This window comes from Acinetobacter sp. YH01006, from assembly GCF_013420445.1.
Taxonomy (GTDB): domain Bacteria; phylum Pseudomonadota; class Gammaproteobacteria; order Pseudomonadales; family Moraxellaceae; genus Acinetobacter; species Acinetobacter pseudolwoffii.
Map to the genome: position 1 here is coordinate 71283 of NZ_VOYB01000005.1, position 24160 is coordinate 95442.

The 24160-nt window shown below is 44.9% G+C and carries 17 protein-coding genes, 5 tRNA genes and 2 pseudogenes; 17 read left to right on the forward strand and 7 right to left on the reverse strand.

Annotated elements, in window-relative coordinates; all coding sequences use genetic code 11:
- Positions 1-102: 102 nt before the first annotated feature.
- From pyrC to FTT73_RS06305, 13 genes are all read left to right on the forward strand, one after another.
- Positions 103-1137, forward strand: a complete 1035-nt coding sequence (gene pyrC / locus FTT73_RS06250; RefSeq protein ID WP_034608601.1) for a dihydroorotase — start codon at positions 103-105, stop codon at positions 1135-1137.
- Positions 1122-1781 (forward strand): ribonuclease T, encoded by a 660-nt coding sequence (gene rnt / locus FTT73_RS06255; RefSeq protein ID WP_034608604.1) that lies wholly within the window; start codon positions 1122-1124, stop codon positions 1779-1781. Before pyrC ends, rnt begins: the two co-directional genes overlap by 16 nt.
- Positions 1782-1801: 20 nt before the next feature.
- Positions 1802-1877 (forward strand) — tRNA-Glu (locus tag FTT73_RS06260).
- 163 nt (positions 1878-2040) lie between these two features.
- Positions 2041-3366, forward strand: a complete 1326-nt coding sequence (locus FTT73_RS16330) for a TonB-dependent receptor plug domain-containing protein (protein WP_257232858.1) — start codon at positions 2041-2043, stop codon at positions 3364-3366.
- Entirely contained in the window at positions 3350-4567 is a 1218-nt protein-coding gene (locus tag FTT73_RS16335) for a TonB-dependent receptor domain-containing protein (protein WP_257232859.1), read from the forward strand. Before FTT73_RS16330 ends, FTT73_RS16335 begins: the two co-directional genes overlap by 17 nt.
- Before the next feature lie 80 nt (positions 4568-4647).
- Positions 4648-4797 carry a hypothetical protein gene (locus FTT73_RS06270; protein WP_167381251.1) on the forward strand — a complete coding sequence of 50 codons (150 nt, stop codon included), beginning with the start codon at positions 4648-4650 and terminating at the stop codon, positions 4795-4797.
- 209 nt (positions 4798-5006) lie between these two features.
- Positions 5007-5082, forward strand: a tRNA-Glu gene (locus FTT73_RS06275).
- Positions 5083-5194: 112 nt separating this feature from the next.
- Positions 5195-6607, forward strand: coding sequence for an amino acid permease (locus FTT73_RS06280; protein ID WP_005096383.1), 1413 nt, complete (start codon positions 5195-5197; stop codon positions 6605-6607).
- Between the two features lie 81 nt (positions 6608-6688).
- The gene (locus tag FTT73_RS06285; protein WP_100355246.1) at positions 6689-7594 is read left to right on the forward strand and encodes an alpha/beta fold hydrolase; all 906 of its coding nucleotides are present in this window, start codon (positions 6689-6691) and stop codon (positions 7592-7594) included.
- Between the two features lie 131 nt (positions 7595-7725).
- Positions 7726-7801, forward strand: a tRNA-Glu gene (locus FTT73_RS06290).
- Positions 7802-7825: 24 nt separating this feature from the next.
- Positions 7826-7901: transfer RNA gene (locus tag FTT73_RS06295), tRNA-Glu, on the forward strand.
- A gap of 46 nt (positions 7902-7947) precedes the next feature.
- A tRNA-Glu gene (locus FTT73_RS06300) sits at positions 7948-8023 on the forward strand.
- A 293-nt stretch (positions 8024-8316) separates the two neighbouring features.
- The gene (locus FTT73_RS06305) at positions 8317-9738 is read left to right on the forward strand and encodes an iron-containing redox enzyme family protein (RefSeq protein WP_180083219.1); all 1422 of its coding nucleotides are present in this window, start codon (positions 8317-8319) and stop codon (positions 9736-9738) included.
- Positions 9739-9801: 63 nt separating this feature from the next.
- Here the strand turns inward: FTT73_RS06305 and FTT73_RS06310 are convergent, their stop codons facing one another.
- The 5 genes from FTT73_RS06310 to FTT73_RS06330 form a co-directional block, all read right to left on the reverse strand.
- Positions 9802-11046: an NADH:flavin oxidoreductase/NADH oxidase family protein gene (locus FTT73_RS06310; RefSeq protein ID WP_180191160.1), complete on the reverse strand. Its 1245-nt coding sequence runs from the start codon at positions 11044-11046 to the stop codon at positions 9802-9804.
- Positions 11047-11175: 129 nt separating this feature from the next.
- Complete coding sequence (locus tag FTT73_RS06315) at positions 11176-12186, reverse strand: ABC transporter permease (RefSeq protein WP_180191161.1); 1011 nt, start codon at positions 12184-12186, stop codon at positions 11176-11178.
- On the reverse strand, positions 12186-13232 hold the full coding sequence (locus tag FTT73_RS06320) for an ABC transporter permease subunit (RefSeq protein WP_180191162.1): 1047 nt from the start codon (positions 13230-13232) through the stop codon (positions 12186-12188). The genes FTT73_RS06315 and FTT73_RS06320 overlap by 1 nt, the downstream gene beginning before the upstream one ends.
- Before the next feature lie 24 nt (positions 13233-13256).
- On the reverse strand, positions 13257-15059 hold the full coding sequence (locus FTT73_RS06325; protein ID WP_180191163.1) for an extracellular solute-binding protein: 1803 nt from the start codon (positions 15057-15059) through the stop codon (positions 13257-13259).
- Between the two features lie 40 nt (positions 15060-15099).
- A complete protein-coding gene (locus tag FTT73_RS06330) occupies positions 15100-18333 on the reverse strand; it encodes a LysM peptidoglycan-binding domain-containing protein (protein ID WP_180191164.1) in 3234 nt (1077 codons plus the stop codon).
- Between the two features lie 208 nt (positions 18334-18541).
- On the opposite strand from FTT73_RS06330, the pseudogene rnhA reads away from it, so the two are divergent.
- The 4 genes and pseudogenes from rnhA to nudC all read left to right on the forward strand — a co-directional run.
- A pseudogene (gene rnhA, locus FTT73_RS16575) lies at positions 18542-19069 on the forward strand (ribonuclease HI); the annotation flags it as partial.
- A gap of 114 nt (positions 19070-19183) precedes the next feature.
- Positions 19184-19924, forward strand: a pseudogene (gene dnaQ, locus FTT73_RS16580) (DNA polymerase III subunit epsilon); the annotation flags it as partial.
- Positions 19925-20050: 126 nt separating this feature from the next.
- The gene (locus FTT73_RS06340) at positions 20051-21694 is read left to right on the forward strand and encodes a chemotaxis protein (RefSeq protein WP_180077247.1); all 1644 of its coding nucleotides are present in this window, start codon (positions 20051-20053) and stop codon (positions 21692-21694) included.
- Entirely contained in the window at positions 21694-22470 is a 777-nt protein-coding gene (gene nudC / locus FTT73_RS06345; protein WP_100328782.1) for an NAD(+) diphosphatase, read from the forward strand. The genes FTT73_RS06340 and nudC overlap by 1 nt, the downstream gene beginning before the upstream one ends.
- A gap of 103 nt (positions 22471-22573) precedes the next feature.
- Here the strand turns inward: nudC and FTT73_RS06350 are convergent, their stop codons facing one another.
- Both FTT73_RS06350 and FTT73_RS06355 read right to left on the reverse strand, forming a co-directional pair.
- Positions 22574-23461, reverse strand: coding sequence for an alpha/beta hydrolase (locus FTT73_RS06350; RefSeq protein ID WP_100328783.1), 888 nt, complete (start codon positions 23459-23461; stop codon positions 22574-22576).
- The gene (locus FTT73_RS06355) at positions 23451-24137 is read right to left on the reverse strand and encodes a BON domain-containing protein (RefSeq protein WP_005096366.1); all 687 of its coding nucleotides are present in this window, start codon (positions 24135-24137) and stop codon (positions 23451-23453) included. The genes FTT73_RS06350 and FTT73_RS06355 overlap by 11 nt, the downstream gene beginning before the upstream one ends.
- Between the last annotated feature and the right edge of the window lie 23 nt (positions 24138-24160).

Sequence of the window (24160 nt, forward strand, 5' to 3'; positions counted from 1 at the left end):
TCAAATTAATTTATAGATATCCCTTATTTTGTAGCCCTTTCTCATTACCATTTTTGCTATAGATGGATTATCATTTGTTTTATTTGTTCGACTGAATTTGCCTTGAATACGATTACGATTCTCCAGCCAGATGATTGGCACGTTCACCTGCGTGATGGTTTAGCACTTCAACGTACTGTTCCCGATTTAGCCAGACAGTTTTCTCGCGCAATCTGTATGCCAAATCTGGTACCACCCGTTAAAACCGTTGAAGAGGCCAATGCCTATCGTGAACGCATCATGGCGCACGTACCTGAAGGGATAAATTTCGACCCGCGTATGGTGCTGTATTTCACAGACAACACCCCGGCAAGTGAAGTTAAAAAGATCAAAGAATCTGCGCATGTCAATGCCATCAAGCTCTATCCTGCGGGTGCAACCACCAATTCTGATAGTGGTGTCAGCGACATGAGCAAAGTGTATGGCGTAATTGAGCAGCTTGAAGAGCATCAGGTACCTTTATTGCTGCACGGTGAAGTGACACATAATCATGTCGATATTTTTGACCGTGAAAAGCGCTTCCTGGATGAAGTCCTCGCACCCTTGCTCAGACAGTTCCCTAAGCTGAAACTGGTGTTAGAGCACATTACTACCAGCGAAGCTGCAAACTTTGTGCTTGAGCAAGACCGTAATGTCGCTGCAACCATTACGCCGCAACATTTATTGTTCAACCGTAATGACATGCTGGTGGGTGGCATCAAGCCGCATTTCTACTGCTTGCCAATTTTAAAACGTCAAACCCATCAGCAAACCTTACTGGAAGTGGCGACTAGTGGCAATCCTAAATTTTTCCTAGGCACCGACAGCGCACCACATTCAAAAAATGCAAAAGAAAATGCGTGTGGCTGTGCAGGATGTTATAGTGCGCCGACTGCCATTGAGCTGTATGCTCAGGCATTTGATCAAGTGGGTAAAATTGAACGTCTGGAAGGTTTTGCCAGCCACTTTGGTGCAGACTTCTATGGCCTGCCACGTAATACCAGTACCATTACACTGGTTAAAGAAGATCAAGTAATCCCTGAAAGTTTAGACTATTTGGATGGTGAACAGATTATTCCGCTCTATGCGGGTAAAACCATTCAATGGAGAAAAGTGTGACAAATGAAACCCTCCCAATCATTGGTCAACGTTTTCGTGGATTCTTACCTGTAGTTGTCGATGTCGAGACGGCAGGTTTTAATGCACAGACTGATGCATTGCTGGAAATTGCGGCCATTCCGATTGTTTATAATGAGGATGGCCAATTTGTGCCGGGCCAAGCTTACCATGCACATATCAATCCTTTTGAAGGGGCCAACCTCGATCGCAGGTCACTGGAATTCATCGGCATTGATCCGTCAAATCCGATGCGGATTGCCATGGCTGAAGATGAAAAAACCGCATTAAAGCGTATTTTCAAATCGGTCAATGACGTGCGCCGTCAGCAAAACTGTACCCATGCGGTTTTGGTGGGTCACAATGCACATTTCGATTTAGGTTTTGTTCAGGCAGCAATTGCCCGTACCGGCACCAAAAACCAGAACCCGTTCCATAGTTTTTCTGTGTTTGACACGGTGACCTTGAGTGCGGTGATGTTTGGTCAAACCGTACTGGCGAAATCCTGTATTCAGGCCGGGATCGATTTTGATGGCAAAGAAGCTCACTCTGCGTTATATGACACACAGAAGACGGCTGAACTGTTTTGCTATATTTTAAACAAACTCGCGCCTCACCTGCTTGACACTCTGGTGGCGGATCAATAAGATACCGCCATCTTCTAAACGTCCCTATCGTCTAGAGGCCTAGGACATCGCCCTTTCACGGCGGTAACCGGGGTTCGAATCCCCGTAGGGACGCCATATATTTTCCTCCCTTTTCATATTTTTATTTTTCAGCGACTTAAGCTGCTTAAATCTTACACATTTAAAGCCCAATTAATGCAAATAATTCTCATTACCATTGATTATAGCAATCAAGTTAATGATAATCGCTTTCATTATCTTTCAAAGATTTAACCTTCTCATGCGTTTTGCCTACTCTTCACTTTCACTTGCTATATTGGCAGCTTTATCAACCTCTAGTTTCGCAGAAGAATCCAGTTATCAAGAATCTGTCCCCAATGAGGCAACACTTAAGTTCAACACGATTATTGTCGAAGCTCAGCAAGGAAATGAAGTTGGGAAAACGGTTTATAGCAAAGAAGATTTAGCAAAAACGCCGAATAGCTCAAAGAATATAACTGATTTTTTAAAGGTGAATCCGAATGTGCAGTTTAGCCAATCACAGTTAGCAGCAGGCTCACAAGGTGAACTTAAACCCTCTGAAATTTCTATCAATGGTGCTCAAACCTTCCAAAATAATTTTATTGTGAATGGCGTATCCAATAACCTATTAATTAACCCTGCTGATGGTCCAAGTAACTACAATACATTTAGCACTGGCTCTCAAGCGATGGCTGTCAATACAGACTTACTGTGTGATTTGGAAGTACTCGACAGCAATGTTTCTGCTGAATATGGTCAGTTTACCGGTGGCGTGGTCAATGCAAAGACCTGTGCACCACAAACTGAAATTAGAAAAATTCATGGTACTGTCACATATGATTACACAGAAAGTGACTGGGCTCGCTTTAATGCTGTTAGCCCATTAGAAGAAGAGCTCTTTGAAGAGCCGACTGAAGCCTATCAAAAGGAATATACCAAACAAGGTTTAAGTGCCAATATTTATGGCAAGCTTTCAGAGCAATGGGGGTTTAATAGTTATGCATCAAAACGTAAATCTATTATTCCTGTAATGAGTGGTTTTGATGACCCGAAAAAAATCGATCAAGAACGCAGTAATACCAACATTGGTTCAACCTTCTTCTATAACCCAAGCGAGACAGTGAAAGCTAAATTTGGATTTGATTATGCTTTACTTGACAGCTTGAATTATGCTGAAAGCCGTCGCAACTCAGCCAGTACGCTTGACACAGAAACGACAACAATGTTTTTAGAGTTAGAACACCACATAGGATCTGTAACATTAACGCATAAACTCAACTTCCAAAGTGCTGATAATGTCCGAAACTCAGAAAACAACTATGGTTTTATTTGGCATTATGCTGAAGGCAGTAAAGATTGGACCGACTCAAAAACCGTATCTGAAGGTACGCTTTTTGGTCAGCTAGAACAAAATCAAACTGCGCTCAACTACGACTTAAAAGCAGCCTTTGATCCATTCAAAATTGGTACGACTCAGCATAAGATTACAGCGGGTACAGGATACACTCATGCAGAAGTGGATTGGAAACGTGCCTCTGATGTATATGTCAAATGTTTCAGCTGTCAATATGAAAAATTTAGCTAACAATACCTGTTTAGCTGATGATGCTTTATGCGATGCGACACCCACGATTCAAGGTTGGACAGGACAATATGTCGCTGCAGGTTCATTGTATAAAGCTGGACAATTCTCTGCTCAACAAGACCGCTTCAATGCTTTCCTTGAAGACAACATTCAATGGAACGATCAATTATCGACCCGAGTAGGTGTCCGTGCCGACTACGACTCTTTAAGCGGTAATTTCAATATTTCTCCACGTAGTTCCGTGTCTTATAAGCCCTTTGCGAATGACAAACTGCAATTTTTAGCAGGCTGGAATCGTTACTATGGTCAGCAAACATTAGGCACCGAACTCAACGATGGTATTGGTGAGTTGATGTATAAATTCTCACGTGAGAATCCGCAGGCGGACTGGGTCACATCTGCAACGAACTCAGCAAATGCCACGCGTCGCTCTGACCTAGACACACCATTTAGTGATGAAACTGTTTTGGGTATCAACACCCAATTACATTCTTGGGATTTAGGTCTTAAGTGGGTGAATCGCAAATACCAAGATGAAATTTCACGTACCCACACCGATATCCCAAAAGATGGTTTCAACTTCTCTTATGAATATAGCAATGATGGTCATGGTGAAGCCGACATCTACACACTCACATTAAAAAATCGTGAAGCTTTGAAATTCGCTAGTACACAGCATTTCATTGCTTTTGGTTTTGACTATAGCGATGTATTCCGCAGTTATACCGATTATACCGACAAATTCATAACCGCAGATCAAGATGAACTCGTGTCCTATAACGGTAAAATTATGCATTGGTCAGAGCGTCCTGCACAAAACTTCAACCAACCATGGACTGCCCGTGTAAATTGGGATATTGCTTTCGATCACGCACCAGTAAAACTTTCAAACTTCTTTAGCTATAAAGACAGTTACGACGATATGATCACAGTGACCAGTAAAGATGACAAAGTAGAATATGAAGGTAATCTTCTTGATACTTATATTGCTTCTGAAATTAAACCTAAATTTATCTGGGATATGCGTACAACTTATGATTGGAAACTTTCAAAAGATTTACATGCAATCTTTGGTTTAACTATTAACAATGTAACTAACCGCACCAACACGTATACCACCAAATCAACAATCGCAAGCAAACCAAGAGTTATGACTGAAATCGGCCGCCAGTTTATCGCCGATGTCACTTTCAAATTCTAAGTTTTATAGAGAGCACTCCGGTGCTCTTTTTAATTTGCTTAGGCTATAATTAATGCAATTTCGTACTTTGTCTATGTGCCATGTTAAAAAAGATCTTACTGGTTTTACTGATTTTAGCTCCTTCACTGCTTTATCTTTATATCGTGAACCGTGAAGAGAAAGTAGAAACACCTGTCGAGCAGACTGCTCCTGCGCATAACTCGACAGAATACCAAACACCCGATCATTAAAATCTGGCTGTTTTAAACTCCTGCCAGCCGCGGGAGTTTCATTTTCCGCCTAAATGACGAGCAAATAAGCCCAATCATTCGACTTATTTAAGCCCTCAATAAAATTAATGCATTACTCCTGTTTAATGTTTGAACTTTTAGCGCTTTTTTATATAAAAGCCTTTTGACAAAAACCAATTGAGTCCTTAATATACGCATCACCTCGCAACGTCCCTATCGTCTAGAGGCCTAGGACATCGCCCTTTCACGGCGGTAACCGGGGTTCGAATCCCCGTAGGGACGCCATCTATTGATCGCATACGATCAAGCCTTATTCAAAATTATTATTAATACATTGCAGATTTGTAGTTTTTCACTACAATAACTCGCTTCATTCTTCTGATTTTTTTCAACTCCTATGCACTCATCTCCGAATGATGCTACGCATCAGGGCAATTCTGCGCCTTTAAAACGCGCTATGAGTACTCGACATCTGGTCATGATTTCGCTTGGTGGCGCAATCGGAACAGGCCTATTTTTAGGGTCGGGTGAAGTCATTGCACAAACGGGGCCTGTAGGTGCCATTATTGCTTATCTCCTGGGCGGCATTATCGCTTACATGGTTATGCTCTGTCTGGGCGAACTTGCTGTTCATATGCCAGAATCTGGTTCATTTGGTGCTTATGCCAAACGTTATATTGGACCGGGTACAGGCTATACCATCACTTGGTTATACTGGCTGACCTGGTCTGTCACTCTGGGAACCGAATTTACTGCAGCCGCCTTGCTGATGCAGGAATGGTTCCCGGATATTTCCATGTGGTTATGGACCATTATTTTTGGTGTCTTTGTATTTAGCTTAAATATGATTTCGACCAAATGGTTTGCCGAATCCGAATTCTGGTTGGCACTGGTGAAAGTAGTCACTGTTGTTGCCTTTATTGTTTTGGGCTTACTGGCCATCTTTGGTGTTTTGGGCTATCAGGGCTACGAAGCTGCGCCTCTATTTACCAACCTGACGGCCCAGGGCTGGTTCCCTGAAGGTCTATTCCCAATTTTTGCGACCATGCTGATCGTGAACTTTGCCTTTTCGGGTACAGAGCTGATTGGTGTTGCGGCGGGTGAAACTGAAGATCCTGCGAAAAATGTCCCTAAAGCCATTAATACTGCAATTTTCCGCTTATTAATTTTCTTTGTGGGGACGATTATCGTGGTGACGGCCTTACTCCCACATCAGGAAGCTGGCTTGGCAGCTGAAGGTGTCAGTAGCAGTCCATTCGTAACAGTATTCCAGCACATCGGTATTCCTTATGCTGAAGACATCATCCGCTTTGTGATTATCACTGCGTTACTTTCTGCTGCCAACTCGGGCTTATTTGCCGCTTCTCGTATGATGTGGTCATTGTCCTACAGCAAACAGTTACCTGCCGTATTCTCAAGACTCAATGCTCGCGGTGTACCGTATATTGCAGTCATGGTGACCATGCTCGGTGCATTGCCAGGCCTGCTGTCTGAACAGTTTGCGCCAGAAACCATCTTTACCAACCTACTGGGCATTGCGGCGTTTACCATGGTGGTGGTCTGGATGAGTATTTGTTTAAGTCAGTTCAACTTCCGCCGGCAGTGGTATAAACAGGGTCGCACGGTCAAAGAACTGGGCTTTGCAGCACCATTGTTTCCGATTGTGCCGATTTTAGGCTTCGTGTTCTGTTTTATTACCTGTGTCAGTATGGTCTTTGATCCATCAATGCGCATCAGCTTCTTTGGCTGTCTGCTTTTTATTGCAGCCTGCTATGCCAGTTATTATACGTTCTACCATAACAAGTCTTAAGCATCAGCTTTAAAAGAGCGACTTCGGTCGCTCTTTTTTGTCTATACTGATTGTATATTGGGCAGCTTCAATGGTGCGTCGATGAAAATTGTGTTTATTCACGGCATGAACAAACAACAGTATACGGCGCCTTCATTACGCCAACATTGGCTGCATCTTCTCAAAAGAGGCCTCAGAAATAACCCGCAACAGCAAGCCCGTTTTAGCTATTTAAAACGGCATATCCGTATCCCTTTTTATGGTGATTTACTCTCTCGACATCATTTGCATAATCTACTCAATGCCAGCACCTTAATGCCGCAGCAATGGCCGCATTTCCCTTTTCTACATCCGGCACAGCGGCAAGCCGTACCACCAACCAATCAGTGCAAATATCAAGTTTGTGATGTGCCCCAGTTAAATCCAGATAAGACATTCAACTTTGATCAAAAGCTGAATTTTATTACAGCATTAAGCAAAGATATTGCCTTGCGGGATTTTGCGGTACTCATTAATTATTTCCCCAGTTTACACGCCAGTTTTTTGCATAAGTTCCTGCTGGAAACCTATCTTTATTTGGCCAATCCGACTTTTATGCAGGAAGTTCATCGGCGCATTCATCATCAACTGCATAGCAGCAAACCACAGATTCTGGTGGCACATTCGCTGGGTAGCGTGATCGCCTATAACTATTTGCTTCAACATCCAGAACTGAATATCCAGCGTTTTATTACCCTCGGATCACCGCTGGAATTTCGTGTCATTCAGGCGCATCTTCCGCAACCGATGATAAGACCTGCTGCAATTTCAGGCGATTGGATAAATTTCTATTCACATGATGATTTTCTCACCGCATTTCCACTCTCAGCAGCTTCATTTAATTTTCAGCCTGCCATTATCAATCAGGAAATTCGTACCTTTGTACAACGTCCACATTATATTGCGGGCTATTTACAGCATCCCCAAGTGTTAGCTGCCATGCTGGAATTGCTTAAAAATTCAGCTTAATTTAAATCATTTTCCATTATTTCAACAATATTGTTTTAAATTTACGCACTCAATCCAGAAAATAAAAATTTTTATAGAAATGCGTTTGACACCCCCCTATTTTCACCCTATTATACGCCCACCTCTGAAACGTCCCTATCGTCTAGAGGCCTAGGACATCGCCCTTTCACGGCGGTAACCGGGGTTCGAATCCCCGTAGGGACGCCAATTTTCAGAAGTACATTTTATTAAGTCCCTATCGTCTAGAGGCCTAGGACATCGCCCTTTCACGGCGGTAACCGGGGTTCGAATCCCCGTAGGGACGCCATTACTTCAAGTTAAAAGTAAAGGTTTTAAAATTTATCTTCTGTACTGTCCCTATCGTCTAGAGGCCTAGGACATCGCCCTTTCACGGCGGTAACCGGGGTTCGAATCCCCGTAGGGACGCCATATTCGAGATGGCAACATCTCAACAAAAAAGCCCGGGCATTGCGACTTGGGCTTTTTTGCATTCTGAATATTTAAATATAATTTTTTACCACTCATTAAAATATGCTCTTCGTTACATAGGCTGCCATGTAATTCATATTTTACAATTTGCATTCTTTTAACATTTCTATTCATATAAATATCCGTTCATTTTCATTTAAAGCAATACACCAATAAATTAGAACAAAAATTCAACATCTAGACGTCAAGTCGCACGTTAAGGTAACTGAAGAGATATCTGCAAGGATCAGATTATGTTCGTCAGCACAGAGTTAAGTTTGCCTTTATCGCCAAATAATAATCATAATTATCAATTTAAAAGCTTTAAGGATTGGGTCGACTTTTTTCAAGATACTGAAATCTCGACGAATACCAAAACCGAACAAGCTGAATCTTATTTGAGTGATCTGATTAAAAAACTGAATATAGAAACACTTGAATGGCTGGATCAACCGGCACAAGTTGAACAGCATCTTTTAGAACAACATCATCAAATTTGTGCCAAGTTTCAGGCTTATCTGGGACGGCGTAAACAACATCAGGCCCGGGAGTATTTCCCAACGGTTTCACATGCTTTCGAATTTCTGTCCAAGGTTGCACCGGTTAAACTGGTCGATGGTTCTTGGTTATATTCCACCGTACATAACTGCAATCAACCCAAGCTGAAAGATTTGATCTATATCTATCTGGAAGAACTGGGTCTGGGACATCCACGTGCCAATCATGTCACCATGTATCAGCACCTGTTAAGTCACTATGAGCTGAACAGTTATGCCGAACAACTGGATGCCAGTTATTATGAGCAGGCCGCGGTACAGTTAGCACTGGCTTATGCGCCGGCCAAATACTTGCCTCTGGTGATTGGTTTTAATCTCGGCTATGAACAGTTGCCGCTGCATCTGCTCATTACCAATTACGAATTGGCTGAACTCGGGATTGATCCCCATTATTTCAATGTGCATATTACGATTGATAATGCCCACAATGGCCATGCACAAAAATCCCTGCAAGCCTTTATCCAGCATTATGAGAATGCGGAAGATCCGGAGACTTATCTTGATTTGATCAAGCAAGGCTATCTGCTCAATGACATCGGTAAAAGTTCTTCCCAGATTGTGAAAGAGCTGGATATTGAGCGCATGGCCTTAAAAGTATTCCAGAACAAGGCACTGATTGGCCAATATATTCATAATCAGAAATGTCAGTTTAGTGGCAAGACTATCAATGACTGGTTATCAGATCCGGTACAAATTTTCAAGTTCCTGAACGTGCTGATTGAGAAAGGCTGGATTATTAAAGATGCTCCTGTTGAACAGAGCCGTTTCTGGAAAATGATTGATCATCCTGAAGGTAAAATGTTTGGTGTGTTTAATGCGACTGAAAAACAGATCATTAAAGACTGGATTCAGGGGGCAACTTTAGCAACTCGGCTGTCTTCACGTAGCGCAGCGCCGTCTCAGGCGAAAGTTGAACCTGCTTTAAGCCGTATGGATCAACAGCGTTTAAATCAGTTAAAAAATCGCTTTATGCGCTGTGAAGGTGCGGAACAGAAAATTGACTTGCTGATTCCCTATACTTCACCGCATATGCATCATACTGAAGTGGGTTTATGGGCAACCCGTCAACTGGGACAGTTATTATTTCCTTTCCAGACCCAGGCGATGCATTATTCTTAACTATGTGATGAATAAAAAACCGGGCATTCTAATTGCCCGGTTTTTTATACTTAGATGATAAATTTAAGCCGATTTACGCGAATTCAACTGCCCTTTAATTACGGCTTTAACATTGCCTTTAAGGTAGTTCAAAAAGACTTTTAACGGTGACAGTTTTGGATTCGGCTGTTTACCTTTGGCAATTTCCTTAAACTGCGCGGCATACCAGATAATTTCCATAATCGCCATTTTGTCAACCAGCGGAATACCGGTTTTAATTTTCTCAACCGCATAACGTACATCTTGCCCTGCAATCAAACGATCACCCAGATCCGGCTCTACCGCAAAAGGTCGGGCGATGCCAACAAAATCACATGCACCACTGTCGAGTGCAGCATTCATGCCGTCGACGGTTCTAAAGCCACCAGTCACCATGATATGGCAATTGACTTCCTGACGGATCTTTTCGGCAAAATCGAGGAAATAGGCTTCACGGGCAATGGTTGAAGCTTTGCGTTTGTCTTCTTTTACACCAGCCATGGCAGGCGCTTCATAACTACCGCCGGATACTTCAATGATATCAATCCCGGCTGCATCCATCGCCTTAAAGACATAGATCACATCTTCTTCACTCATACCACCGCGCTGAAAGTCAGCGGAATTCAGTTTGACTGAAATAATAAAATTTTCTGAGCTTGCAGCACGGACAGCCTGATAGGTTTCCAGCAGAAAACGGGTACGGTTTTCAATACTGCCACCCCATTGATCCTGACGCTTATTGGTCAGCGGTGACAGAAACTGGCTAATCAGATAACCATGTGCCCCATGCAACTGGACGCCTTCAAAACCGGCCTTTTCACAAATTTGCGCTGAAGTGGCAAAGCGCTGGATAATCTCCAGAATTTCAGTTTCAGTCAGCGCACGCGGTGTGCCGAAGCTGACGGCCAATGCCGGACTAAAAGGCACGGCCGACGGCGCAACTGTTTCTTTATTTAAGCCTTTGGGACACTGACGACCCGGATGTGACAACTGCACCAGTTGTACCATACCCTGCTGCTTGCCCACTTCCGCCCAGACTTTAAGCTGCTCCAGATCACGCTCGGTTTCTACCACCACCACGCCCGGCTCATTCTTGGCACGAAAGTCCACCATGAAATTGCCGGTAATGGCACAGCCCAGTCCACCTTTGGCCCAGGCTTCATACAACTTGAAATGTGCCTGATTGGGCTGGCCGGCATCATTGGCCAGCGCCTCACTCATAGCGCCTTTAATAATACGGTTTTTGAAATTGGTATGACGAATTTGAATGGAATCGGCCAATTGGGTCATGATCTGTCCTGATATTACTTTTATTTTGTACTCGTTTATAACGCAAGTCAGGATAATTGACAATTCAACTTGTCAAATTTACACAATTTTCATCTGCTTATTTTTACGATGATTAAAAAGTTCCGTGATTTATTGTCTTGGATCAAAAGCATCACGTACTGCTTCGCCAATATACATCAGCAAACTCAGCACAATGGCCAGACTAAAAAAACCTGATAAAGCCAGCCACGGCGCATTTAAATTATTTTTGGCTTGCAGCAACAGCTCTCCTAAAGAGGCTGTTTCCGGTGGTAGCCCATAGCCTAAAAAATCCAGAGCCGTCAGTGCGGTAATATTGGCAGTCAGCATAAAGGGAAGTTGTGACAGACTTGAACCGATGACATTCGGCAATATATGCCTGAACATGATTCGCCCATCTCCTGCACCCATACTTCGTGCCGCCCAGACGTATTCCAGATTGCGTGCACGCAGAAATTCAGCCCGTACCATGCCCACCAGAGTGGTCCAGCCAAACAACAGCATGATCAGAAATAGCCAGTAAATATTGGGACTAAACAGACTGACCAGCACCATGACCATAAATAGCATCGGCAAACTGCTCCAGACTTCAAGCAGGCGTTGCCCGATCAGGTCGATCCAGCCGCCATAATAGCCCTGCACAGCCCCCAGCAAAACTCCAATCGCCGCCGACAATAAAGTCAGTGCAAAACCAAATAAGAGTGAAACCCTCAAGCCATACAGAATCCGCGCCAGCACATCACGACCCTGATCATCTGTTCCGAGCCAGTTTTGTGTACTTGGTGGCGAAGGCACCGGAACAGCCAGTTCCAGATTCGGGCTTTGATATGAAAATGGAATAATTGGCCAGATCGCCCAGCCTTTTTCTGCAATTAACTGTTGAACGGCAGGATCTTTATACTCGGCTTCGGTTTCAAATACACCGCCAAACGCCGTTTCCGGATAAGATTTTAAGATAGGCAAATACACTGCATGATCATATTTCACCAGCAAGGGCTTATCATTGGCAATCAGTTCTGCGCCCAAGGACATGATAAAAATAAGGCCAAACACAATAAAACAGCCAAAGCCTAGCTTGTGCTGCTTAAAGCGTTGCCAGCCTAATTGCATCAAGGACGACATTAGGAGGATCCCCGACGTGAACTGAAATGAATCCGTGGGTCGATCAGTTGATACAGCAAATCGCTTAATAATCGCAATATCAGACCAAGCAAAGTAAAGATAAACAGAGTACCGAAAATCACCGGATAGTCGCGCTGGATGATCGCCTCAAAACCCAAAACACCTAAACCATCGAGATTAAATATAATCTCAATAAACAGGTTGCCGACGAAAAACACCCCAATTAATACTTCTGGCAAACCTGCGATCAACACTAACATCGCATTTCGGAACACATGCCGATACAGCACTGCGTTTTCATTTAAACCTTTGGCCCGCGCAGCCAGAACATATTGCTTACTCAACTCTTCCACAAAGGAAAAATTCACCAGATAAGTCAAACTGGCAAATCCGCCGAGCACCATGGCCAACAATGGCAATGCCATATGCCAAAAATAATCCTGAATTTTCCCAAAAAATGAGAGTTCGGCAAAATTTTCAGAGCTGAGTCCCTGTAAGGGAAACCATTGCAGAAAAGAGCCACCGGCAAAAAATACAATCAGTAAAATCGCAAAAATAAAGGCTGGAATGGCATAGCCCACAGCCAGCATTAAAGAGGTGATCTGATCAAAAACACTGCCATGTTTTCTGGCTTTGCCGATGCCTAAAGGGATAGACACCAGATAGATGATTAAGGTACTCCACAGACCTAAAGATAGCGATACCGGTAGTTTTTCCCAGATCAGATCAGTCACAGCCTTGTCTTTAAAAAAACTAGTGCCCAGATCAAACTGGGCATAGCGCCTTAACATGTCCCAAAAGCGGATATGGGCAGGCTGATCAAAACCATATTGAATATTGATCTGCTCGATCATCTCAGGGGTGAGGCCTTGCTGCCCCTGATACTGTAATCCGGTATGTGTCAAGCCATTGACCTGTTGTGCCTGATAAATCGCTTGTTCCACCGGCCCACCCGGTGCCAGCTGGATCACCATAAAGTTAATCAGCAAAATGATCAGCAAGGTTGGAATCATTAGCAACAGACGCTTGAGTATATAAGTGCTCATGGCACTCCCTGATAGGCTTGGAGCTTAATGCTGTTTGAAATAATTGGCCACACGTTGAGCCTTTGCCGCATCGACCCACCAGTAGTCAATGCCCGCGGAGAGCTTAGGTTTAAGCTTGGGCTGCTGATACATGTTCCAGTAAGCATACCAGTATTCACCCGTACCATAAGTCGGAATATGATAATAACCTGCCCGCAGCAAACGGTCTAAAGCTCGGGTACTGTCAATCACCTGCTCCCGGTTCTGCGCCTGAATTACTTGCTTAATCACCGCATCAATAGCAGGATTCTGAATACCGGCATAATTATAGTTACCGACCTGCTTGGCAGCCTGACTGCTCCAGAACTGTTTTTGTTCCTGCCCCGGTGTCAAGGACTGTGGCATGCTGTCGACAATCATATCAAACTGGTAATTTCGTAGCCGTTCATAATACTGCGCGGTTTCGACCATACGAATATTCGCCTGAACCCCCAAACGTTTTAAATGACGTAAATAAGGCATCAGATGACGCTGCTGTTCCACCTGATGCAGCAAAAATTCAATCTTGACCGCTTGACCGGAAGCATTGACCAACTGCCCCTGTTGATAACGATAACCGGCTTTTAACAGCAATTGACGGGCTTTTAATAAATTCTGCCGGTTAAACCCTGAGGCATCGGATTGAGGATATTGCCAGTCCTGAAGTACAGCCTGACGCTGAACCGGATGAAGCTTCTGCAAATGAGGCTTTAAAATTTGCAGCTCTTGGGCACTCGGCCGTCCACGAGAAGCCAGCTCGCTATTGGAAAAAAAGCTGTTCAGACGTTGATATTCACCATAGAACATGGCTTTATTCAGCCATTCAAAATCGTAAGCGAAACTTAAGGCCTGACGGAAGCGAATATCGGCAAAGGGCTGACGCCGGGTATTAAAGACCAGACTCTGGGTCGGGACCGGATTTTGATGCCGAAAACGATAACGTTTGACTTGTCCTTGCCGAACCGCAGGAAATTGATAATCCCTGATCCAGCGATTGACCTGTTTTTCCTCATGCAAAGTAAATTGGCCCGATTTAAAGGCTTCGAACTTGATTTCCGGACTACGATAATAACGATACTGGATCCGGTCAAAATTATAACGACCGCGATTCACCAATAGATTTTTGCCCCAGTATTGAGGATTACGCTGATACGAAATACTGCGGCCGGGATCTATGCGTTCAATCACATAGGGCCCTGAACCCAGAATCGGTTTCAGCGTCAGGTCTTTAAAATCACGCCCTTGCCATTGCCGTTTAGAATAAATGGGCATCTGCGCGACAATCATGGCCATTTCCGGATTATGCCCAGATTTAAAATGCATTTTGATTTTTAAAGGTGACAGCACTTCCAGCTTATTTAAATCTGCCAGATACATTTGCAAGCCAAAATTGGACTGGGTCTGATAAAGCTCAAAGCTATATTTGACATCTTCCGCAGTTAAGGGTTGACCATTGCTAAAGCGCGCTTTCGGATTTAAATGGAAAATGATAAAGGCGGTTTTCTTGGGGTCAAAACTGACTTTTTCCGCCAGCAAGGGATAATACACCCCGGGCTCATCCAGTGATTTAGACAGCAAACTGTCAAAAATATAGTTGATCCCTTCAGTGACATTGCCTTTGCCATTCATGCTATTTAAATTATCAAAGCTACCATCAGCCGCCAAAATTAGTGCACCACCTTTGGGGGCTTGCGAATTGGCATAAGGTAAGGATTGCAGATGGCTATATTTCGGTTGGCTATGTAGCGCAATATAAGGTGTGGTGATCAGGGCTGCCCAACTGGTATTCATTACCAGCGGGACAACCATGCTTAAAACAAATAAACTAAAAAATCTCACGATGAATGAATTAGTTTGGCACTTTAATCACATCACCAATACGTAGTTGTGTATTCGGTTTGAGATCATTCATTTCCGCCAGTTGATTTCTATTCATGCCGTAACGTGAGGCCAGACCGATCAAGGTATCGCCGCGTTTGACTTTATAATCAGTCACCAGTTTTGGAATCTGGATGGTTTGACTGACACGCAATCCGGCACGTGGACTGAGATTATTTAACTCGGCCAGTTCGGTGACCGTAATTCCTAAACGGCTGGCAATCGCATTCAGGGATTCGCCTGACTTGACGGTATAAGATTCAGTTGCTCTAGAAGACACAGGCTTAGCTGCCACTTTCACGTCTTCTGCTTTTTTATCCGTCGGAACATCACCCACAATTTTTAAACGCTGACCAATACGGACGTTGCCATTGGCATTCAGGCCATTTAAATCGGCCAGATACTTGACCTGAAGATGATACTGACGCGCAATAGAACTTAAGGTTTCACCCGATTTCACCACATGCGAATCGGATTTCACATGTTTCGACACCGTTTCCGCCACAGACTCACGCACGGGTTCAGCTGCCTCACCCGTCAGCTTTAAACGCTGACCGACGCGCAGGCCGGCATTACGAGAAATACCATTCAGGCTCGCCACCTGATCCATCGACAGATTGTATTTTGCGGCAATGCCGGTCAAGGTATCGCCCGATTGAGCTATATAAGTTTCAGGCACCTGACTGCCGGCTGGAATCTTGATGGTCTGGCCTATACGTAAACCACTATTGGCTGCAAAACCATTTAAAGCTGCCAGCTCAGACACACTGAGCTTGCTTTGACTGGCAATGCTATACAGGGTTTCACCGCGTTTGACCTGATAATTTTCAGTTGCTGTCTGATCAACTTTAACATTTTCAAATGTCTGTTCAGTCTTTTGGGTCGATGCGGTCAGTGCTTCAACTTCCTGAAGTGGCACATTGATTTTCTGTCCCACCATTAAACTGCTACCCGCAGTTAAACCTGAGGTGAATGACGCCAGTTCAGCATTTGACAGCCCATAACGATCGGCAATCAGTTTCAGATATTCACCGCGCTTGACGGTATAGGATTTGGTTTGAACTTTGGCAGCTTCAGCTTTTTTAGCATCTTCTACTTTGGCTTTAGATGCAGCCGTTTCTTTCAGCGACAGCTTCTGACCGACAAATAAACCACTGTTGGTACTTAAACCATTAAAGTCAGCCAGCTGTTTGAGACTTAAACCAAACTGATTTGCCACACTGGTCAGAGAATCATTGGCCTGAACCACATAAGATTCCGGCTTTTCTTTGGCTTTGGTTTGTTCCTGCACCGGCTTGGCATCATACAGATAAATCGTGGTGCCTACATATAGCGTAGAATTTGGATCGATCTGGTTCCATTTCGCCACATCACGCCAGTTCACCCCATTTTTTGCTGCAATCAGCGCCAGATTATCCCCCGGTAAAACCTTATAGGTACTACGCTTGCCCTTAGGCGCGACCACCACCACTTCAGAATCAGTCTTGACGTAATTTTTACCCTGGTTCAACTGGGCTTCGACCGAAGTCGCTGTGGTATTGTCAGCAACTTCTTTCGGATAAGAGAAGCCTTTGGTAAGTTCCTTGCCTTGCTGCTCAGCCACAGACAGGCTGGTTTGAATAGCCGTCAGCTTGATTTTACCATCATAAGGATCGACAATTTCTGTGCCTGCCGGCGCCAATGCTTTCAGCTCTTCAACTACCTGAGCCTGTTCTGCCGGTGTTGCAACAGGCTGCAGAACTTCATCCACAGTTTTGTTACTTTCCTGCGCGGTGACGACCTGCTGAACTTGCTGACGCTCGGCTGCAGAAATCGGTGGTTCGACCTGAATCTGTTTCGCTGGCGCTGCCGGTGTCACTGCGACCGGAATACGTGGCGCACTTGGAATCGGCAAATCACTTTGGGCAGCAAAACTGGCCAAGGCAGATGAGCCTCTAGGCGTTGAAATCTTTTTCGTGGTCTGTACCACTGTATTTGCCGTTGTCACCACAGGTGCAGTCGTTGCAGGCCGAGTACTGGCAAGAACGGGTGGAGTCTGTTTTGCCGGTGTAATCGTTTTCGCATTTAACACGGGAGGCGCAGCTTTGGTCGGCACCACTGGGGTGGTGTTTTTCGGCAGATTGCTGGCACTACTCGCAGATAATCCGCCGGAACCAGATAGTTTTTTCAGCTTTTCATCAACTGAAGGACTGAGGTCAGCAGGAATCAAAATACGACGCGGACTGGTAGGGTCAATATGATCACCACGATGCCCCGGGTTCAATTGATACAGCTCCGCACGGCTCAAACCGGTGATGGCTGCAATTTCATTTAAATTGGCCACGCCTACAGGCACTTCACGGAAATGCGGACGGTTGGCAATTGGTGGCAGGCTCACCCCATACTGACCTGGAGTTTTAATAATTTGTGCAACTGCCAGGAAACGTGGCACATAGCTCATGGTTTCTTGTGGCAATTTGAGTGACCAATAGTCGGTCGGCAGACCTGCTGCCTTATTGCGGTTAATCGCCTGCTGAATACGTCCCGGGCCAGCATTATAAGACGCCAGCGCCAGCTCCCAAGAACCAAACTGGTTATATAAACTGCCTAAAAACTCATAGGCTGCACGAGTCGATTCCACCACATCACGACGACCGTCGTATAAAGGGGTCTGCTTTAAACCATAAATACGGCCTGTGCTTGGAATAAACTGCCATAAACCTGCCGCTGCCGCACTACTGGTCGCTGCCGGGTCATAGGAACTTTCAATAATCGGTAATAGCGCCAGCTCGGTCGGCATACCACGGCGTTCTGCTTCTTTTACCGTGTAATATAAATAACGTGAGGCACGCGCACTTAAACGATCCAGATAAGGCTGACGTGAAATAAACCAGCCGCGCTGCGCATCAATCCGCGGATTCCAGACACTTAAATCCATCTTGAAACCCACAGTCATGCGTTTCCAGACATCACCATGCTTCAGAACCAGTAAACGGTCGCCTTCTACTGCACGCATATCGGTTGCAGAGAGTAAATCTTCCAGTCCATCCAGACTGCTGGCATCCAGATATTGTGATCCAACTTGCTTGCTTTTCGCTGTTTGGGTCGCACTTTGTGTAGATGAACAGCCCGTCAGTCCCAAGGAAGCAAGTGCAGTTCCCAGTACAGAAAATTTTAGAAATGTAGGTAATGTCGGCTGCCACAAGATTGCGGTTGGTTTATACATAAAAAAATCCAAACAACTCGTATATAAATTTATTTTTTAGATATGCCATTGTAGTGAAGCAGGTCGAAGACACAAGGCAATAATTTACCGTGATTTCACGTTAAATGTTACAAGAAATTAAAAAATCCGGGACATATAGATTGATCGACTGCATTTGCGCTATACAATAAGCCTTCCAGCTTGTTCTATTTCGATCGGATTTCAATTTATGTCACACACTATCACACTTTATGTTGATGGCGCTTGTCGCGGCAACCCGGGTTTAGGCGGTTGGGGTGCATATATTATTCATGGACAGCAAGAACACAAGATCTGCGGGGGCGAAGACCATACCACCAATAACCGTATGGAACTGACCGCCGCCATCGAAGGCATTCTGTTTTGTGACAAACAGGACAAGCTGGTGATCTATACCGATTCCAACTATGTCAAACAAGGCATTACCGAATGGATTCACGGCTGGAAAAAGAAAAACTGGAAAGACGTCAAAAATCCGGACCTGTGGCAAAAGCTGGATGCCGTCTGTCAGGGACGCGAGATTGAATGGCACTGGGTCAAGGGTCATTCTGGACATCCGGGCAATGAAATGGCCGATCAGCTGGCCAATCAGGGTGCCGATGAAACCCTGAAAAAATCTAAACAGACCGCTTCAATTTCCGAAGATAAAAAAAAATCTGAACCCGACTGGCTGCTAGATGATCCTTTCGGTCTGGATCTGGCCGAGAGTGAAGAAGAGCTGGACGCGATGCAGGAAGAAGAAAATATCGTATTGGATGAAGTTGCCGAGAGTGAACACAGTGACCCAGCGCATCAAGATGCTGATGCAGCTGCAGCTGCTGCCAATACCTCACAATTACATCCCCAGATTGTGATTACCCCCGCAACCTTACAATTGCATGGCCCGCGACAATTGATTCTGGATACCGAAACCACCGGTTTTTATTATCAGGATGGTGACCGGATTATTGAAGTTGGCGCGCTGGAAATGATCAACCGCAAACTGACCGGCAGCTCGATTCATATCTATATCAATCCGAAAACACCGGTCGGCGACTCGGTCAATGTCCACGGCATTACCGATGAGTTCCTGCAAGACAAACCGTTATTTGAGGAAATCTCTCAAGTATTGTTTGACTATTTGCACGGTGCCGAAATTATCGCGCATAACGCCAGCTTCGATATGAACTTCCTGGATATGGAATTCAAACGGGCAGGTTTTAAAGCCCTGTCCGAAGTTTGTGAAGTAACCGATACCCTGGCAATGGCCAAGTCCAAGCATCCGGGGCAGAAAAACTCGCTGGATGCCTTAGTGCGCCGCTACGAGATTCCAAAGCGTGACCGTACCTTCCACGGTGCCTTGCTCGATGCGGAAATCCTGTCTGATGTTTATCTGGCGATGACCGGTGGACAGGTGTCTTTTGATATCGATGCTTTGTCTCATTCTGACGATCAGAACAACCGTTCAGGCATGGCCAGAGTTGAAATTGAACTGCCGGTGATTCTTCCCTCAGAACAAGAATTGCAGGAACATGAGAAATGGATCAAACAATTCGAAGAAAAACATGGAACTGCTTGCCTTTTCTCGAAATAAAATCTACATTTCCGAGCATGCTTTAGGTTAAAAACTACAGTTCTTCAGTTATAGTAAATACAAAGAGGTTCCGCAGCTTTAAGCGGAGCTCATATATAGATAATACTTCAGGAAAGGTGCAGATCCATGTCTTACCAAACCTCTATACATTTTGATCCAACAGCCTTACTGATAATAAAAAATGAGGTTGATAACTCGATCAAGTTAGTCGAATCAGCAGTAAGCACCTTGGTAGAAGATCAGACTTTACCTTTTGGCATTGATGATGCATTAAATCAGTTCGAACAATGCGCCCAGGTTCTGGCACTCATCGACATGTCCAGCCTGGCAAAAGTCGCTCATTATTCAGCAGAACTGATGCGCAAGATTATGGGGAACCCGGCACAGGTCAATACGCAGGACGTCATTGCCCTGAGTGAAGGCACCACCATGCTGAAACGCTATATCGAATTTATCTGCCTGCGTGAAGTAAAAATTCCACAGTTCCTGCTCGACACCCTGAACCGTCTGGAAATTGCGCTGGGTAAACCGCTCACCAGTGAAGGTCAGCATATTGAATCCCTGCTCGATCTGATCACGCCTGACTTTCAGTTACCACAAGCACCCGGTCTGGAAAAATCCAAATATGTTCAGCGCCTGTACAAGCTGTCCCTGAACAAGCTGCTTAAGCAGGAAGAAAGTGAACTGGATCTGCAGGCGATTAAACTGGTGGGGGCTTATCTGGCTGGGCTCGCTCAATCGCACACCAGCAAACAGTACTGGAATCTGGTTTTCGTTGCATTCAGCAATATTGATCACTTGCTGATTAATGAGCCACGTCTGCGCACTCTGGTGAGTATCGAGCGCAACATGGCACAATATTTTGGCTCGCCGGACAGCTTCAAGGCTTCACTTGCAGACCTGGCCAATGTCCTGAGTCTGTGTATTAGCCAGGAAGATGATACTGCACAACATATCCGCAGTCAGCTCAATATTGGTGAAGACCTGCTGACCGATATGCAGTTACAGGTCTTTAGTCGCCACCTGTATGGTCCAGACTTTGAAACCATGCATACCATTAGCGAACTGGTGACCACAGAAATGGCGCAGATTCGTAATGACATCGAGTTTAACTATCAGAACATGAGTCCTGAAAAAACTCAGGAATTGCAGGCACAGCTCAATAATCTGGCCAACATCTTCAAAGTATTGAACCTGAATGAAGCCTATCATGACCTGAACCGTCAAGCTACTTCACTGAGCCAGACTGAAATCCTGAAAGATCCGGGTTTTGCCCAGCAGTTGATGAATGTGATCCTGTCTGCCATGAACTCGATTGGGGTACTGGAACGTCATCACACCTCGAGCCGTTTGCAGCTGCGCGTCAACAACATGAATATTTCTCTGGACCGCCTGGATGAAGCACATGCGGCTTTACTCACTGAAACCAAGGCCCTGATCGAGCTTTCCAGCCAGATTCTGAGCAACTATCTGCAAGATCAGGACTTGGCTGCACTCGAACCTGTGCCAGTACAATTCTGTGAAATTGGCGGGGCGATGCTGTTCCTGAATGCAGAACATGTTCGTACTGCATTCACCACCACTGCAGCATTCATCAAGAACCGTATTGATCTATCAATGGCATTAACGCCGGAAGAGATTCATCGTGCTCTGGATACTCTGGCGAGTGCCGACATGATGATTGATAACTTAAAGGACAAACAGCCTGTTTTACAGGCTATGTTTAAGGTAGCATTGGACAGTAGTGAAAAACTCAAAATAGTTGCCTAATGTCCAAATTATCACTTGCTTATATTTTTCAGCAGCAGCAACTGCTGGTCGATCAACATTTTCAGCTTCCACAGGTTGAAGCCCTCGCAAGTGATTTGTTACTCCACACGGGTGATCAAGTGATTGCCCGTGACCTGCTTCCCGATGAGCCGATTCCTGCAGGCTTGCAACTGGTACCCATCCGCCAGTTATTACAGTTCTGGAATACCCAGCAATTCGAACAGGCCAGCCGTGCGGTACAGCTTTTAGAATGGCGCCGGAATCACAAATTTTGTAGTCATTGCGGTACAGCCACCGAAGCACATCCGCTTGAACATGCGATGCTCTGCCCATCCTGCAACTATCGTCAGTATCCACGGGTTCAGCCTTGTGTCATTACCGTCATTACCAAAAACGAAGACGAAATTTTGCTGGCCAAAAACGCGCGCAACACCAAAAGCCAGATGTATGGCCTGATTGCCGGTTTTGTTGAGGTAGGCGAAACGCTGGAAGAGGCAGTACGTCGTGAAACGCTGGAAGAAGTCGGTTTAGAACTCAAGAATATCCAGTATCTGGCCAGCCAGCCCTGGCCGTTTCCAAGCAATCTGATGATTGCCTTCAAGGCTGAATATGCCGCGGGTGAAATCGAATTACAGCAAGAAGAAATTAGCGATGCGCAATTCTTTAAATTCGATCAGCTGCCCGAAATTCCGTTCAAGGGCAGTATTGCCCATGCCATGATTATGCATGTGACTCAAGGTACGGCAGTCGCAGACGATACCAAGACCTGGCTCTAGCTCTTATTGAGCTCAAGTTTGGCTGAACCAATAAAAAAAGAATCCAAGGGAGATAATCTCTTGGATTATTTTTTATGCCTTACTACTGGGTTAAATCCCGCTATCAGTCTCGAGATCTAAATGCATCCTCGAGTGCCCAAAGCACCTGCGCTTTGGTCTGGAAATAGCGACTGAACAAACTGGAGAGCGAACCCACGATCGTAATATGGCCAAGTTTCGGAATATGAATCAAATGGCTATGATTGCCCTTTTCTCGCAATACCCGATCTAGATCCTGACTATTAAAATGGCCAACGATGTTGTCCTTTTCGGCAATAAACAGATAATGTCGGGTTGGGCTATTTTTAACAAAATAATAAGGCATGACCTGCTGATATGGCACCGTCTGATCAAAAGCATCAGCACAAATCGGATCATTTTTATAATCAAAATGATAAGGCCCCGCCAGACCAATAATCGCACGGATTAGACTGTGGTCAATGCTGGCAGATTGCGGATGATACAGTGCAGACATGACATTGAATGCCCCAGCCGAATGTCCCATCAAAACCAGGTTTTCAGCACAGATATCTAACCGGCCGGCAGACTGCTGCAAGTGGTTCAATAATAAATGCAGATCATGAATATAGGCTGGGAAAATATGTTGTGGTGCCAGATGATAATTCATCACCACCACATCATAGCCTTCTTTGGCAAAGGCCTCACCAATGAACTGATAATCCTTTTTATCCCCATGCAACCACGCGCCGCCATGTACAAAAACAATCAGGGGGCGATGGGGCAAAGGCTGCTGGCTACGGAACAGATCAAAGCGTTGCCGTGATTTTAGACCATAAGCCAGCTGAGTTTCGATCGTGTAACCCTGTTTAGGCGTTAAACGATTCAACGCATAACTGCCAAAATCATAGAGTCTAAATGCTTTATAGCGTTGCTGGACTTCCAGAATCTGATTCGACAATTGGTTTTTAAAATGACCGACCTTATGGAGCATCGGTTGGTTCAACCGTATCAGGATCTATCGCAACCGGCGTCTGTTCGATACCGGGCTGTGCATAAGCAGGTGCTGCAAAGTTCTGACTGCTCAGATTTGAAGACTGTTCAACATTATCAATCAGGGTCACAATTTTGGTGACATTGCCCACTTGCTGCAATACCTGATTCAGGTCAGCAATTTCTGCGCTGTTCAAACGTCCCATCACATACAGCACGCCATCTTCAGTATGCACATGTACTTTACTGTCCGCAACCACAGTGGCTTTCATGATCAGGCCACGGGTATTAGCTGTGACCGCAGTATCCTGCATGATGGTGCTATAGCTGATCTGGTTGCCTACAGTAATAAAATTATGTACCGCTTTGACATCGCTCATGGATTTGACATTGTCTTCTGCCAGCTGCTTGAGATGTGCATCGGGCACCTGACCGGTCAGCAAGACATTGCCATGAAAACTTTCAATATTGACCCGGGCCTGTTTGAAGCGCGAATCTAGTTTATAAAGATTAATTTTTGCAGTACGGACAATCGAGGAATCAATAAACACCTGCCCCAAGGTACGCGCCCCACTCTCAGTTCCTACAGGAGCCGTACCTGTGCCGCTAGAAATAAAACTGGCACAACCTGATAAACTTGCGACACACAGCATTGTTATTGCAATACGCTTAACCACTCAGCAAGACTCCTTCATTTTAT

Bases quoted from the DNA above. Each gene is read 5' to 3' on its own strand.
- FTT73_RS16330 (WP_257232858.1), top strand. From the start codon at position 2,041: ATGCGTTTTGCCTACTCTTCACTTTCACTTGCTATATTGGCAGCTTTA.
- FTT73_RS06280 (WP_005096383.1), top strand. From the start codon at position 5,195: ATGCACTCATCTCCGAATGATGCTACGCATCAGGGCAATTCTGCGCCT.
- FTT73_RS06315 (WP_180191161.1), bottom strand. From the start codon at position 12,186: ATGTCGTCCTTGATGCAATTAGGCTGGCAACGCTTTAAGCAGCACAAG.
- FTT73_RS06330 (WP_180191164.1), bottom strand. From the start codon at position 18,333: ATGTATAAACCAACCGCAATCTTGTGGCAGCCGACATTACCTACATTT.
- FTT73_RS06305 (WP_180083219.1), top strand. From the start codon at position 8,317: ATGTTCGTCAGCACAGAGTTAAGTTTGCCTTTATCGCCAAATAATAAT.
- FTT73_RS06320 (WP_180191162.1), bottom strand. From the start codon at position 13,232: ATGAGCACTTATATACTCAAGCGTCTGTTGCTAATGATTCCAACCTTG.
- FTT73_RS16335 (WP_257232859.1), top strand. From the start codon at position 3,350: ATGAAAAATTTAGCTAACAATACCTGTTTAGCTGATGATGCTTTATGC.
- FTT73_RS06270 (WP_167381251.1), top strand. From the start codon at position 4,648: ATGTTAAAAAAGATCTTACTGGTTTTACTGATTTTAGCTCCTTCACTG.
- rnt (WP_034608604.1), top strand. From the start codon at position 1,122: ATGGAGAAAAGTGTGACAAATGAAACCCTCCCAATCATTGGTCAACGT.
- FTT73_RS06350 (WP_100328783.1), bottom strand. From the start codon at position 23,461: ATGCTCCATAAGGTCGGTCATTTTAAAAACCAATTGTCGAATCAGATT.
- nudC (WP_100328782.1), top strand. From the start codon at position 21,694: ATGTCCAAATTATCACTTGCTTATATTTTTCAGCAGCAGCAACTGCTG.
- FTT73_RS06325 (WP_180191163.1), bottom strand. From the start codon at position 15,059: ATGGTTGTCCCGCTGGTAATGAATACCAGTTGGGCAGCCCTGATCACC.
- FTT73_RS06310 (WP_180191160.1), bottom strand. From the start codon at position 11,046: ATGACCCAATTGGCCGATTCCATTCAAATTCGTCATACCAATTTCAAA.
- FTT73_RS06285 (WP_100355246.1), top strand. From the start codon at position 6,689: ATGAAAATTGTGTTTATTCACGGCATGAACAAACAACAGTATACGGCG.
- FTT73_RS06340 (WP_180077247.1), top strand. From the start codon at position 20,051: ATGTCTTACCAAACCTCTATACATTTTGATCCAACAGCCTTACTGATA.